The 13,684-nt window shown below is 73.2% G+C and carries 10 protein-coding genes; 4 read left to right on the plus strand and 6 right to left on the minus strand.

Annotated elements, in window-relative coordinates; all coding sequences use genetic code 11:
• Positions 1 to 225: 225 nt before the first annotated feature.
• From OHO27_RS35680 to OHO27_RS35700, 5 genes are read right to left on the minus strand one after another with little or no spacing between them, the layout of a single operon-like run.
• The gene (locus OHO27_RS35680) at positions 226 to 1,095 is read right to left on the minus strand and encodes a biotin-dependent carboxyltransferase family protein (RefSeq protein ID WP_328429063.1); all 870 of its coding nucleotides are present in this window, start codon (positions 1,093 to 1,095) and stop codon (positions 226 to 228) included.
• Positions 1,092 to 1,709 (minus strand): 5-oxoprolinase subunit B family protein, encoded by a 618-nt coding sequence (locus tag OHO27_RS35685; RefSeq protein ID WP_328429064.1) that lies wholly within the window; start codon positions 1,707 to 1,709, stop codon positions 1,092 to 1,094. Before OHO27_RS35685 ends, OHO27_RS35680 begins: the two co-directional genes overlap by 4 nt.
• Positions 1,706 to 2,464: a LamB/YcsF family protein gene (locus OHO27_RS35690; RefSeq protein WP_328429065.1), complete on the minus strand. Its 759-nt coding sequence runs from the start codon at positions 2,462 to 2,464 to the stop codon at positions 1,706 to 1,708. The genes OHO27_RS35685 and OHO27_RS35690 overlap by 4 nt, the downstream gene beginning before the upstream one ends.
• Positions 2,465 to 2,495: 31 nt before the next feature.
• Positions 2,496 to 3,341: a putative hydro-lyase gene (locus OHO27_RS35695; protein ID WP_328429066.1), complete on the minus strand. Its 846-nt coding sequence runs from the start codon at positions 3,339 to 3,341 to the stop codon at positions 2,496 to 2,498.
• Complete coding sequence (locus tag OHO27_RS35700) at positions 3,338 to 4,636, minus strand: MFS transporter (protein ID WP_328429067.1); 1,299 nt, start codon at positions 4,634 to 4,636, stop codon at positions 3,338 to 3,340. Before OHO27_RS35700 ends, OHO27_RS35695 begins: the two co-directional genes overlap by 4 nt.
• 139 nt (positions 4,637 to 4,775) lie before the next feature.
• Between OHO27_RS35700 and OHO27_RS35705 the strand changes: the two genes are divergently transcribed.
• From OHO27_RS35705 to OHO27_RS35720, 4 genes are all read left to right on the plus strand, one after another.
• On the plus strand, positions 4,776 to 5,480 hold the full coding sequence (locus tag OHO27_RS35705; RefSeq protein ID WP_328429068.1) for a GntR family transcriptional regulator: 705 nt from the start codon (positions 4,776 to 4,778) through the stop codon (positions 5,478 to 5,480).
• Between the two features lie 185 nt (positions 5,481 to 5,665).
• Positions 5,666 to 7,192: a hypothetical protein gene (locus OHO27_RS35710; RefSeq protein ID WP_328429069.1), complete on the plus strand. Its 1,527-nt coding sequence runs from the start codon at positions 5,666 to 5,668 to the stop codon at positions 7,190 to 7,192.
• A 31-nt stretch (positions 7,193 to 7,223) separates the two neighbouring features.
• On the plus strand, positions 7,224 to 8,105 hold the full coding sequence (locus OHO27_RS35715) for a hypothetical protein (RefSeq protein WP_328429070.1): 882 nt from the start codon (positions 7,224 to 7,226) through the stop codon (positions 8,103 to 8,105).
• 84 nt (positions 8,106 to 8,189) lie between these two features.
• The gene (locus OHO27_RS35720) at positions 8,190 to 12,896 is read left to right on the plus strand and encodes a hypothetical protein (RefSeq protein WP_328429071.1); all 4,707 of its coding nucleotides are present in this window, start codon (positions 8,190 to 8,192) and stop codon (positions 12,894 to 12,896) included.
• Between the two features lie 72 nt (positions 12,897 to 12,968).
• On the opposite strand, the gene OHO27_RS35725 is transcribed toward OHO27_RS35720, so the two are convergent.
• The gene (locus OHO27_RS35725; RefSeq protein WP_328429072.1) at positions 12,969 to 13,547 is read right to left on the minus strand and encodes a hypothetical protein; all 579 of its coding nucleotides are present in this window, start codon (positions 13,545 to 13,547) and stop codon (positions 12,969 to 12,971) included.
• Between the last annotated feature and the right edge of the window lie 137 nt (positions 13,548 to 13,684).

A 13,684-nucleotide genomic window follows, 5' to 3' on the forward strand; every position in this document is an offset into this window, starting at 1 on the left:
CGAGCATCGGTTGGTCCCCGATCGCCGGTCCGTGCCCGAGCACCTGTCCCGGCCGGAGGGACTGTCGGTGCCCGTGCCCGGACAGCGCTCGGTCCAGGAGCCGCAGCCCGCACCTGAGGCGGCGTAGCGGTTGCCGGGACAGCGCTCGGCCTCCGGAGCGGCGTCCCGCGCCTGAGGCGGGCGCGCGGGCGCGGCGCACGCGTGCGTGACGGGAGGCGACGGGGATCAGCGACGGCGTACGGCCACGAACCGAACAGGCGTACCCGGCACCGCCTGTGCGGCGGCCGGGAGGTCGGCCGCGCGGACGACGGCGATCACCGGGTAGCCGCCCGTTGTCGGGTGGTCGGCCAGGAACACGACCGGCCGGCCGTCGGGCGGGACCTGGACCGCGCCCAGGACCACGCCCTCGCTGGGGAGTTCGCGGGTGAGCGCCCGTTCCAGGGCGGGGCCCTCGGTACGCAGCCCGATGCGGTTGCTCGCGGCGGACACGCGGTAGACGCGGGAGGTGAAGGCACGCAGGGCCGCCGGGGTGAACCAGTCGTCGCGCGGGCCCGGTGTCACCCGCAGGACCAGTTCGGTGGGGGGCGCCGGCTGCGGGGCGACGTCCACGCGCGCGTGGAGCTGCGTCGGCCGGCCCAGGGGGAGCACCGTGCCGTCCGTGAGAGGCGGTGGGCCGAGGCCGGACAGCAGGTCCGTGGAGCGGCTGCCGAGGACCGGCTCGACGGCGATGCCGCCCGAGACGGCCACATAGGTCCGTACGCCCGACACGGCCGCGCCGACGTCCAGGAGCGCACCGGCGGGTACGCGCACCGCAGCACCCCAGGCGACCGGTCGTCCGTCCACCGTGACCCGGCACGGCGCGCCACTGACCGCCACGGTCACCGTCGAACGGGGCCGCACCGCACAGCCGTTGAGTGTGCTTTCCAGTACGGCGGCCTCGGGGGCGTTTCCGACCAGGCGGTTGACCAGCGCCGCCGCCGGCCCGTCCAGTGCGCCCGAGCGGGGCACGCCGAGGTGGGCGTGCCCGGGCCGGCCGAGGTCCTGCACAGTGGTGAGCGCCCCGGCGCGTACGACGGACAGCGCGCGGTCGGTCATGAGCTCCCCACCGGAACGAAACGCACGCGCGTGCCCGGCGACAGCAGCGCGGCCGGCACACGCGTGTGGTCCCACAGCACGGTGTCCGTGGTGCCGATCAGCTGCCAGCCGCCCGGCGACGAGCGCGGGTACACGCCCGTGTACGGGCCCGCCAACGCCACCGCACCGGCGGGGACGGCCGTGCGCGGCGTGGCCCGGCGCGGGACGTCGTAGCGCGGCGGCAGGCCGGTCAGGTAGCCGAACCCAGGGGCGAAACCGCAGAAGGCGACGCTGAACTCGGTGTCCGCGTGGATACGGGCCACCTCCGGCGGGGAGACGCCCCAGTGCGCGGCGACGTCGGCCAGGTCCGGGCCGTCGTAGCGCACCGGGAGTTCGACGACCTCACGCGCGCGTGGGGGAGCGGGCGGCACTTCGGAGGTGGTCAGTTCGGAGGCCAGGCGGGCCGGGTCGGCGAGCCCGTCGAGCAGGACCGTACGGGCCGCGGGGACGATCTCGCGGACGGACAGGGAGCCCTCCGCGCGGCGGCGCAGCAGCTCGGCGTGCAGCGCCCGGGCCGCCTCGCCCGAGGCCACCTCGACCAGCAGTGCGTCGTCGCCGACAGGCAGCGCTCTCATACGAAAGCCTCCACCCGCACACCTGACTCCTCCAGCCGGGCCCGCACCCGCCGGGCCAGCTCGACAGCCCCGGGCGTGTCCCCGTGCAGGCACAGGGAACGCGCGCGTACCTGCACCGGAACTCCGGAGTGGGAGGTGACCACGCCCGCGCGGGCCAGGCCCACCGAGCGCTCCACGACGGCCTCCGGGTCGGTGACCACGGCGCCCTCCTGACCGCGCGGCACGAGGGTGCCCTGCTCCGTGTACGCGCGGTCCGCGAACGCCTCCTTGACGGCCGGGAGTCCCGCCTTGGCGGCCAACTCCAGCAGGCGCGAGCCCGGCAGCCCGAGCACGGGCAGCGAGGCGTCCGCCAGGAGCACACCGTCGACGACCGCGCCGGCCTGCTCCTCGTCGTGCACGACGCGGTTGTAGAGCGCGCCGTGCGGCTTGACGTACGACACGCGCGCGCCCGCCGCCCGCGCAAAGACCGCCAGGGCGCCGATCTGGTACGCCACTTCGGCCGCCAGCTCGGCGGGCGGCACGTCCATCGCGCGCCGCCCGAACCCCGCCAGGTCCCGGTAGGAGACCTGGGCACCGATCCGTACCCCGCGCTCGGCCGCCTGCTCGCACACCCGCCGCATGGTGGCCGCGTCCCCGGCGTGGAAGCCGCATGCCACGTTGGCACTGGTGACGACCGACAGCAGCCGTTCGTCGTCGGTGAGCTGCCAGCGGCCGAAGCCCTCGCCGAGGTCGGCGTTGAGGTCGATGGAGGTCATCGGTCCGTCGTCTCTCCTGTCGGGTGACTTCTCAGGCGATGCGGTACTGCTCGTCGCGGGCGTCGGTGAGGAACATCTGGCCCGGTGCGTGGGTGATGGCGAAGGGCGGGCGCGAGGCCATCACGGCGGCCTGCGGGGTCACTCCGCAGGCCCAGAACAACGGGATGTCGTCCGGCTCGGCCTCGACCGGATCGCCGAAGTCCGGGCGGCCGAGGTCGGCGATGCCCAGCGCCGACGGATCGCCGCAGTGGACGGGACTGCCGTGCACCGCCGGCAGGAGACCGGACTCCCGCAGCGCCGCCGCCACGTGCTCCGGCGGCACCGGGCGCATAGACACCACCATCGGGCCGTGCAGCCGCCCCGCCGGCCGGCACTGGCGGCTGGTCACGTACATCGGGACGTTGCGCCCCTGCTCGACGTGGCGGATCGGGACTCCGGCCTCGGCCAGCGCCCACTCGAAGGTGAAACTGCAGCCGATGAGGAACGACACCAGGTCGTCGCGCCAGTGCGCGCGTACGTCCGTCGGTTCGTCCACCAACTCGCCGTTCCGCCACACCCGGTAGCGCGGCAGATCGGTGCGCAGGTCGGCACCGTCGGCGAGGACGGTCGTCCACGAACCGGCGTCCGTGACGTCCAGGACCGGGCAGGGCTTGGGATTGCGCTGGCAGAACAGCAGCATGTCGTACGCCCAGTCGGCGGGCACCGAGATCAGGTTGACCTGGGTGTGCCCCGCGGCGACCCCCGCCGTGGGCCCGGTGAGGCCCTCCCGGAAGCGGGCGCGTGCCGATCGCGGGCTCCACGCGTGGGCGCGCTCGTCGACAAGGGTGAGCGGGCGGTCTGCCGCGCGGGCGGGCGGACGGTCCTCCGTGCGGTTCACGCCAGCTCCTTCCCGCGCGTCTCCGGCAGCCCGAGCAGGGCGAGTGCGGCGATGCCGTAGCCGATGGCGCCGAAGACCAGCGCGCCGCCCACGCCCCAGCTGTCGGCCAGGAAGCCGACGCTGGTGGGGAAGACGGCGCCCACCGCTCGGCCGGTGTTGTACGTGAAGCCCTGTCCCGTGCCGCGCACCGCCGTCGGGTACAGCTCGCTCAGGTAGGACCCGAAGCCGCTGAAGATCGCCGACATGCAGAACCCGAGCGGGAAACCGAGCACCAGGAGCAGGGTGTTGGAGCCGCTGGGGATGTTCGCGTACGCCAGGATGCAGACGGCCGAGAGCAGTGCGAACAGCCAGATGTTGCGCCGGCGGCCCAGCCGGTCGGTGAGGTAACCGCCGGTCAGGTAGCCGATGAAGGCGCCCGAGATGAGGAACGTCAGATAGCCGCCGGTGCCGACGACCGACAGGTCGCGCTCGGTCTTCAGGTACGTCGGCACCCAGGTGGCGAGGGTGTAGTAGCCGCCTTGGACGCCCGTGGAGAGCAGTACGGCGAAGATCGTCGTACGCAGCAGCCCGGGCTTGAAGATGGCCGCGAACGAACCCTTCTGGGGGCTCTGTTCACGTACGGCGACAGCCTCGGGAGCGTCTTGCACCCGGCGCCGCATCCAGATGACGAGCAGCGCGGGCAGCGCCCCGGTCCAGAACATCACGCGCCACGCCAGGTCGTCGTCCACGAGCGAGAAGACGACGGTGTACATGATCGCGGCCAGGGCCCACCCGACGGCCCACGAGCTCTGGATCGCGCCGAGCGTGCGGCCACGGTGCTTGGCGCTCGCGTACTCGGCGACCAGGATCGCGCCGACCGCCCATTCGCCGCCGAAGCCGAGGCCCTGGAGGGCGCGGAAGACCAGCAGCCACTCGTAGTTGGGGGCGAAACCGCAGGCGACGGTGAAGACCGCGTAGGTGATGACCGTGATCATCAGCGCCTTGACCCGGCCGATCCGGTCGGCCAGCACTCCGGCGAGCGCGCCGCCGATCGCGGAGACCACGAGCGTGACGGTGGTGAAGAGGCCGGTCTGGCCGCTGTCCAGGCCGAAGTACGCGGCCAGCGCGACCATGCTCAGCGGCAGTGTGAAGTAGTCGTACGAATCCAGGGCATATCCGCCGAAAGCGCCCGCAAAGGCGCGGCGACCACGCGGGCCGAGGGCACGCAGCCAGCCGAACGCGCCGTCGTCGTCGGCGCGTTCGTCACTCGTGGTGTGGGTGTCTTTCAGAGCCTGCGGTGGAGGGGTCGTGCTCATGGGCACCTCGCAGAGAGGGGACGGGGGTGCGGAACTGAGCTGAAGCGAGCTGAACGGTGAGCAGCAAGGTAGAGGATCGTTGAACGATCCTTCAATACCCCTGTTGTTTCGTTCTCGGGTCTGCGGTTGAATTCCGGGCATGGCAGAGCAGCTGGCGGGACTGGCCGACGACCGTGCCCTCCTGGGCCGTACGAGCACGGCGGAGCGGGTCTCGGACATCCTCAGAAGCCGGATCGCCGAGGGCTATTTCGCGCCCGGCGCCCGGCTGTCCGAGGACAGCATCGGAGGGGCACTCGGTGTGTCCCGCAACACACTCCGCGAGGCGTTCCGGCTGCTCACCCATGAACGGCTCCTCGTCCACGAGCTGAACCGGGGCGTGTTCGTGCGGGTCCTGACGGTGGAGGACGTCGAGGACATCTACCGCACCCGACGCCTCGTCGAGTGCGCCGTCGTACGCGGCCTCGGCGAACCGCCCTACCCCCTGGAGGGGCCCGCCGAAGCCGTCGCCGAAGGGCAGCGCGCGGTGCGCGAAGGTGACTGGAAAGGGCTGGGGACGGCCAACATCCACTTCCACCGCGAACTGGTGGCGCTCGCGGGCAGCGAACGCACCGACGAACTGATGCGCAGCGTCTTCGCCGAGCTGCGGCTCGCGTTCCACGTCGTCGACGATCCACACCGGCTGCACGAGCCGTACCTCGCCCGCAACCAGCAGATCCTCCGGGCGCTGGAGGCGGGGGACCGGAGCGGGGCCGAGAAGATCCTCGCGGTCTACCTCGACGACTCGCTGGAGCGGGTGGTCGAGGTGTATCGACGGCGGGTGGGGGAGGGCGAAACCCTCGCTTAGGTGGAGCCCTTAGGAATGGGGCTCTGCCGGTATGCGGCCGGGGCGGGGCTCTGCCGGTGTGCGGCTGGGGCGCGGGGCTCGGTCGGCATGCCGCCTGTGCGCGGAGTTGGGTCGACATGCGGCGCCGCCGTGGGCGATCGGCGTCGTTTGGGTCGTTGTCAGACCTAGGACCTAGTCTGTGCACCGTGACTTCACCCGCATCGACGGACCGTGTTCCGCCCCAGCTCAGCGCGGGGCCGCGCCCTGCTCCGGGCCCGGCCGCCGACGAAGGCCTGGCGCGGCGGCTGCGCGCGCTCGCCTGCACGGCGCCGCTGCACGACCTCGATGCGCGCAAGGCCAACCTCGCCGGGGAGTACTCGGTGTACGGCATGGCGGAGGTGGCGCTCGCCGCCATCGACCTGGTCACACTGAACATGGACTTCGACACGGGTGCCGACCACGACCAGATAGTCGCCCGGCTCATCCCGCGCATCGCCGCCCAGGCCCCGCGGCGGCCCGTCGCCGAGCACGAGCGGGTGGCCCGCTGGGTCCTGGAGAACCTGATCAACGTCGGCAGCGTGGACCGCGGCTTCCGTGCCGTGTACGGCACCTTCGCGCCGGACGGCAGCTATGTCCGCCGTGACTACGACTTCAAGCTGATCGAGGAGGTGCCGGGCCCGGGCGGCACGGTGTATCTCCGTACGACCGACGAGGCGGTCAACGTCCTTGTCGGCGCGCTCGACACCGACGTCACCAGCGCCCAGATCGCCGCCGAGGTCAAGCTCGAGGTGCTGATCAACCGCGGCCGGCTCGCCGACGCCCAGCTTGCCGCCGAGCAGGCCCGGTACCGAACCGTGCAGTACTCGGAGACGCTCCGCCGGGCCCTGGACGCGACCCGGCGCAACGTCCGGGCGGTCGACTGGCTGAACACCGTGCCGGACATGATCGCCGAGGCGCTCGACCATGTCGCCGACCGGTACCGCCATGAGAACGCGATCCTGACCAACATCCGCAAGGCACGCGACGAGACCGAGGACCCGGAGCACAAGCGCCGTGCCGCCGAGCTCGTCGACATCGTCAAGGACTGCATCCGACGGCACACCCAGCTGCAGTCCCGCCTGTTGGAGGCCGGGCCGCTGTTCCGCGCCGAGCAGGACCGGCAGGCCTTCGCGACGCCGATGACGACATCCGGGATCGACCTGTACGGCCATCTCGTCGCCCCTGTCCTGCCCCTGCCCCTGGAGCAGTCCGTCCGGGTCACGGACGCCTTCTTCGCATGCGGGACCGGGCTGCGTACGCCGGTGTCGGTCCGGGTGGGTGATCTCGTCGACATACTGCTGACGCCGCCCGTGGAGCGGGAGCACCTGGGCGCCGAGATGCCCGAGCCCGACCTCATCGCGACACCGGACGACAGCCGGTTCAGCGAGGAGCAGTTGGCCGCGGCGATGGAGCTGCTGGACCTGCCGGCCGACGCCCCGCGCAGGCTGTCGGGGCTGCTGGCCCAGGCGCGTGGGCAGGATCCCGAGCTGCCCTACCTCGTGGCGCTGTTGGCGGTCCACGCGGCCAGTCCGCCGGTCGGTACGGCCTATCGGCAGGGCGAGGAGAAACTGCTGTTCGCCGTGGACGACGGGACGGAGCTGGATGATCCCGAGTTCGGCGGCGCCGACCTGATCGTGGGGACGGCCCTGCTGGACGCGGCCGGGATGGCGGCGGACAGGACGGAAGCAGCATGAGTGAGCAAGAACGCAACAAGGAGCCCCGACCGTGAGCGAGCACGCCGAGTGGAGTGACACGGAGGCCGCGACCCCGTCGGCGACCGCCGCCGTGACCCCCGCCGACGCCGCCGACGCGGCCCGGCTGGTCGCCTTCGGGCTGCAGCCGAAATTGCAGCCCGCGCGCGATCAGGAGTACACGGAACTGCTGCGGCGGTACCGGGAGGACCCGCCGTTCGCGCGGCTCGCGGATGCCGTGGCCGCCGGGCTCGGACTCGTGGTGCTGGAGGTGTCCCCGCGCGCGGGGATGGCCGTCACGGCCGCCGAGGACTCCGTGTTCGCCGTCCGCATGGGCGACTACGCGCGTCGTACGTCGGCCGACGGCAGCGACCGGTTCCTGCACGGGCTGGCCCATCTCGCCGTCGCCGCCATGGCGTTCCCGCGGCCCGAGGACCTGGCCGACGACGGCTACATCGGGTGCGTGACGGTCAACGGCGTCGACGCCTTCGTCCGGCAGGCCTGCCGCCGGCTGGAGGAGCGCGCGGACGAGCAGGGGGAGAACACCGACCCCGCCACGGATGCGCCCGGCCTGGAAGCAGCCTGGCGGATCTGGGTGAGACGCAGCGCGACCGGCGCCACCAAGGACGCGCGCAGACTCGCCGGTTCGACCACCGGCATCGTCGGCAAGGCGGCCGCGTTTCTCACCGACTCCGGATTCCTCCAGCGGACGGGCGACGACAGCGGCGGCACCTACCGGACGACCGCCCGCTACCAACTCCAGGTCCGTGACATGGCAGGCAGCGCCGCCATGGCCGAACTGCTGGAGCTGGGCGTGGTGCCGGTCACCGACGGCACCCCGACGCTGCTGGCCGCCGAGGACACGGAAGACCTGGAGCTGGTGGCCGAGGCCGGGCTGCCGTTCCACTCCGCCTGAAGTCCCCCTGAGTCCCCCTGAGTCCCCAAATCCGTCCGAAGCCCCGAACCTCCCCGATCTGACGAAGACTTACGAGAGTCCGCCATGTACGAGCTGTCCCGGGTCCGCCTCTACTCCATCGGGCCGGCCGGTGCGCGCTACGCCGACACCGTGCTTGACCTGCGCGGTGTCGGCGAGCCCGTCCCCGATCCCGCGCCCATGCAGGCGGAGTTCTTCGAGGAGGAGCCCGTCGGGCCGCCGCGCCGGCCCGCGCCGGCGGGAGTGCTCTTCCTGGAGAACGGCGGCGGCAAGTCGGTCCTCCTCAAGCTGATCTTCTCCGTGATGCTGCCGGGCCACCGCAACACCCTCGGCGGCGCCAGCTCCGGCGTGCTGCGCAAGTTCCTGCTCGCCGACGACTGCGGGCATGTCGCGCTGGAGTGGCAGCACACGCTCACCGGCGAGTGCGTCGTGGTGGGCAAGGCGAGCGAGTGGCGCGGGCGCCAGATCTCCAACGACCCGCGGAAGTTCGCCGAGGCCTGGTACTCCTTCCGCCCGGGACCCGGGCTGAGCCTGGACAACCTGCCCGTCGCCGAGTCCACCGCCGTACGGCCGCCCGCCGAGGGCCAGTCGGGCGCGCGGGGCCGACGACGCACCATGAAGGGCTTCCGGGACGCCATCACGGAGGCGGGAAAGGCGTACCCGCATCTGGAGGTTCACTGGGAGGAGATCCACGACCGCTGGATCGAGCACCTCGGAGAGCTCGGCCTCGACCCCGAACTCTTCCGCTACCAGCGGGAGATGAACGCCGACGAGGGCGAGGCGGCCGGCCTCTTCGCGGTCAAGAAGGACTCCGACTTCACCGACCTGCTGCTGCGGGCCGTGACGGACACGCGCGACACCGACGGCCTCGCCGACCTGGTCGGCGGCTTCGGCAACAAGCTGGGCCGCCGCGCCGAGCTGATCGCCGAGCGGGACTTCACCGCCGGTTCCGTCGACCTGCTCGGGCGGATCGTCGAGGCCGCCGAGGCGCGTTCACGCGCGCGTGACATCCACGCCGGTGCCGAGCGGCGCACCCGGACCCTGGCCCGGCGGCTGTCCGCGCGGGGCGCCCAGGAGCGCGTGCGGGCCTCCGACCTCGCCCAGCGGGTCACCGCCACCGCATCCGCCGTCACCCACGCCGAGGCGGGCCGGGACCGCAGCGCGCTGATCGCGGCCGAACTGGCCTACCGGCACGCCTCGCTGGCACTCGCGGCTGCCGAGAAGTCGGCGGCGGCGCAGAAGCGCGAACTCGCCGACGCCCGTACGCTGCACTCGGCCTGGCAGGCCGCCGAGGCCGCCCTGCGGCACCGCGCCGCCGCCGACCGAGTCGCGCGCGTGGCCGCCGCCATCCAGGAGGCCGAACGCGATGCGGCGCCAGCGCTGGCCGCCCGGGCCAAGGCCGCCGTCGATCTCGTACGGGCCCTGCACGCGGCCGCGGAGAGCGCCGAGAGCCTCGCCAACGAGGGGGAGGAGCGGTCCGCCGCCCTCCAGGAGGTCAGCGAGTCCGCGTACCGGGACTCCACCTCCGCGGCCACCGAGGCCCAGCGCGCCCGCAGCGAGGTCGGGCACCTGCGCCAGCGGCTGTCCGAGGTCGAGCAGGAGACCGCCGAGGCCGTGCGCGCCGGCTGGCTCGACGACAGCGCGCCCGACGCCGACCCGGCCCGCGCGGCCCTTGCGGCGAGCGACGCCGAGAAGACGGCCGTAGCGGCCTGGGACACCGCCCGTGAGGCCTCCCGGCGTGCTTCGGAGCACGCGCGTGAGGCGGCCTCGGCCGAGTCCCGCGCCGAACTGACGGCGGCCCGCGCGGCGGACGCTGCAGCGGCCGCGGAGCGTTCCTACGACGCCGAGCGCCGTCTCGCCGAGGGACTCGCGGCGGAGGAACGGCTCGCGGAACTGATCGGCCTGACCGGCGAGTCGGGCGCGAAGCACCGGGCCGCTCTTGCTCCCGGAGCCGTTCCCGCTCCCCGCGCGGGTGACGACGGCGAGGGGAGCACGGCCGCGCAGAACGCCGCGGAGGCGGTCGCACGGGGCTCGATCGACGAAGGCGCCCTCACGCCCGAGGAACTGGACCGGTTCGCCGACGAGTTGCGCGAGCTGCTCGACGACCGCGTCTCCACCGCCGAGCGGCAGCTCTTCGAGCTGCGGACGGCAGCCGCCGACGACTCCCGGATCCTGGGCGCGCTCGGTGACGGCGGGCTGCTGCCGCCCGGCCCGGACGTGCTGGCCACCGTGGAGTTCCTCGGCGAGCAGGGCATCCCGGCGCTTCCGGGCTGGCGCTATCTTGCGCAGGCGGTCGCCCCGGCCGACCACGCGCGCGTGCTGGCCGCCCGGCCCGAACTGGTCGACGGCGTGATCATCACCGACCCCGCCACGCACGCGCGTGCCCGCGAGGTGCTGAGCGACGCCGCGCTGCTGCCCCGGTCCGCCGTGGCGGTGGGCACCGCGGCCGCCCTGCTCGCCCCGACTCCGGCGCCGGGGTCCCAGAGCGGCACCTCTCCCGACGTCTTCCTCGTGCCGCCGAACCCCGCCATGCACGACGAGCACGCCGCCGACGAGGAAAGGCAGGCGCTGCGCGCGCGGGCCACCGAGCGTGACGAGGGGATCCGCGCACTCGCCGCCCGGCTCGGCAAGGACCGGGAACTGGCGGCGCGCCTCGCCTCGTGGCGGACCGGCTGCCCGGCCGGCCGGCTGGTCGAGCTGGCACAGGCAGCCCGGGACGCGCGCGCGTTCGCCGAGGAGTCCGAGGCGGAGCTGGCCGAGGCGCGTGCCGTGCGGGCCGAGGCCGACGAAGCCGCCGCCGAGGCCGCGCAGGTCCGCGACGAGCGGCAGGAGGCCGCCCAGAAGGCACGGCGAGCCGCCGACGCCCTGGCCGGGCTGGCGTTTCGACTGCGCGAGCGGGCCGGCTGGCAGGTCAAGTTGCGCGAACTCGCCGACGAGGCCACCGAATCCGAGGCCCGCGCACAGACCTGTCTGGAGCGTGCCCGCGCCGCCGACGAGGACCGCCGCGCCGCCCAGCGCGCCGCCGACGACGCGCGCCGCACCGCGCGTGCCCTGCGGGCCGAGCGCTCGGAGATCGCGGGCGCCCCCGACGACGTGCCGGACACCGACACGGAAGACCCGAGGGCGTCCCTGCCCGCCCTGCGAGAGGCATACCGGGCCGCCTCCCAGGTGTACGAGAAGGTCGGCGTCGGCGCCGATCTGCGCGCCGAGCAGGCCCGCGCCGAGAGCGACGAGAGCGCGGCTCGCACGGAACTGGACCGGCTGAGCAACAAGGTCCGCACCCGGGCCGAACAGCTCCTTCAGTCGCCCGACGGCTCCGACGGACCCTCCCGGCAGGCGGCTGCCTCGCGCGCGGAGGAACTCGTCCAGCTCCTGGAGACCCGGATGTCCAGCGCGAGCGAGCAGCTCGGGCGGCTTCGCGGCGAGGCCGAACGGCACGCGCCCGAGGACGGCGAGACCCACACCGAGCTGTCCGAGGAACTCCAGCCGCGCGACGCCGAGCACGCGCAGGCGCTGCTGCGCACGGCGACCGCGGAACTCGCCTCCCGCACCGAGGCGTTGACACAGGCCCGCGAGGCGCACGCGGAACTCCTCGCAGCCCACCGCGCCGCCGAGGACGCCGCCGGCGGCTTCGACGAGATCGCCGCGATGCTGCGCGACCTGCTGCGGGAGCACACCTCGGACGAGGAACAGGAGGCGCCGGAGCCGTACCCCGGCAGCCCTGAGGAGGCCCGGCACTCCGCCGCCGAGGCGCGCCGGTCACTGCGCGGCTGCGCCGCCGACCTCTCCGCCGCCGAGGCAGCCGTCCGCGAAGCGAGCGACGTGCTCGTACGGCACGCCAACTCCACGCGCTACGAGCAGGTCCGCACCCCCGCCCGCCAGCAGATCCGCGAACTGCCCGCCTCCGCACTGCCGGAACACGCGCAGAAGTGGGCGGACGCCTTCGCGCCCCGACTCCGCGTGCTCACCGACGAGTTGGCCCAGCTGGAACGGAACCGGGACTCCATCGTGGACCGTCTCCGCGGCCTGGTCGAGTCGGCACTGACGACCCTGCGGTCCGCCCAGCGGCTGTCCCGCCTGCCCGAGGGCCTCGGCGAGTGGTCCGGACAGGAGTTCCTGCGCATCCGCTTCGAGGAGCCCGACCAGGCCACCCTCACGGAACGCCTCGGCGAGGTCATTGACGAGGCCACGCGCGCGGCGGTGAAGAAGAACTCGGACCTGCGGCGAGACGGCGTGTCCCTGCTCCTTCGCGGGGTCGCCGCGGCGCTTCAGCCGAAGGGCGTCGCCGTCGAGATCCTCAAGCCGGACGCCGTCCTGCGTGCCGAGCGCGTGCCCGTCGGGCAGATGGGCGACGTGTTCTCCGGCGGACAGCTGCTCACGGCGGCCATCGCCCTGTACTGCACGATGGCCGCCCTGCGGTCGAACGACCGGGGCCGGGACAAGCACCGCCACGCCGGCACGCTGTTCCTGGACAACCCCATCGGACGCGCCAACGCCACCTACCTCCTGGAGCTGCAACGAGCCGTCTCGGACGCCCTCGGCGTCCAACTCCTCTACACGACAGGCCTGTTCGACACGACCGCCCTGGCGGAGTTCCCCCTGGTCATCCGACTGCGCAACGACGCCGACCTCAGGGCCGGCCTGAAGTACATCAGCGTGGAGGAACACCTCCGCCCGGGATTGCCGCAGCAGCCCCAGGCGGGGGAGGCGGTGCGCAGCGAGATTACGGCCACACGGATGTTCAAACGCCCGGCGGCGCCCGCTACCCCCTAGCCGCACGGCCAGAGCCGGGAAATCAGCGTGGAGTCTGTCCTCGCGGCTCCGTGCCCGTCTGTGCCGACTACCTCAAGGGTGCGACAACCGCCCCGTCCCGCCCTGCCGGCGTATGCGCTCCTGAGTCCGCTCCGCAGCACGCCCCTGCCGTCGTGCCCTGCGCCGCTCGCGCCGCAGGGACCGGGCGGTGCTGCTGGGTGCCGACACCACGCCGTTGCGCTGGTTCCACACCTGGCGCGTCACCCAGACGTCGAGCGCGGCCCACGTCGCCACCACGGTGCTCGTCACGCTGCTGATGACCATCGGGAACGCGAGCCATGATCCGGCCAGCGTGCACAGGAACGCCACCATGGCCTGGATCATCGTCAAGGCGATGATCAGAACCGCTCGCACCGCGGCCGTGCGCACCGGATCGGGCATCCGGCGCCGGCTGGCGGGCTCCTCGATCCACAACGGCTGGTAATGCGGCTGCTCCTGAGCCGCGGCACCCTCGGCGGTCCTGTCTCCGGGTGCCGGAATGTCGCGATTCAGTGCCTCGGGACCCTTTCGTGCTGCCCGGCGCGCCGCATCGCCGTCCTCAGGCGCCACGCGCCGCTCCACCGTGCCCGTCACCGTGTCACTCCCCACCGTCAGCAGACCGCTCGCCCGCATCCGAAGACTCAGCTCCCCAGCGGTTGCCCGGCTTGCGCTGTTTTACGCCGCCCGGAGGCTGGATGCGGCTCCTGTGGCCCAATCCGCCTCCATTTCCCGTGGAGAAGGACGAACGGCACGTCCTGAAGATTCCCAAG

This window comes from Streptomyces sp. NBC_00443 (assembly GCF_036014175.1).
Taxonomy (GTDB): Bacteria; Actinomycetota; Actinomycetes; order Streptomycetales; family Streptomycetaceae; genus Streptomyces.

Excerpts from the sequence above, each read along its gene's own strand:
- OHO27_RS35680 (WP_328429063.1), bottom strand. The coding sequence starts at position 1,095 with ATGACCGACCGCGCGCTGTCCGTCGTACGCGCCGGGGCGCTCACCACT.
- OHO27_RS35685 (WP_328429064.1), bottom strand. The coding sequence starts at position 1,709 with ATGAGAGCGCTGCCTGTCGGCGACGACGCACTGCTGGTCGAGGTGGCC.
- OHO27_RS35690 (WP_328429065.1), bottom strand. The coding sequence starts at position 2,464 with ATGACCTCCATCGACCTCAACGCCGACCTCGGCGAGGGCTTCGGCCGC.
- OHO27_RS35700 (WP_328429067.1), bottom strand. The coding sequence starts at position 4,636 with ATGAGCACGACCCCTCCACCGCAGGCTCTGAAAGACACCCACACCACG.
- OHO27_RS35705 (WP_328429068.1), top strand. The coding sequence starts at position 4,776 with ATGGCAGAGCAGCTGGCGGGACTGGCCGACGACCGTGCCCTCCTGGGC.
- OHO27_RS35720 (WP_328429071.1), top strand. The coding sequence starts at position 8,190 with ATGTACGAGCTGTCCCGGGTCCGCCTCTACTCCATCGGGCCGGCCGGT.
- OHO27_RS35725 (WP_328429072.1), bottom strand. The coding sequence starts at position 13,547 with ATGCGGGCGAGCGGTCTGCTGACGGTGGGGAGTGACACGGTGACGGGC.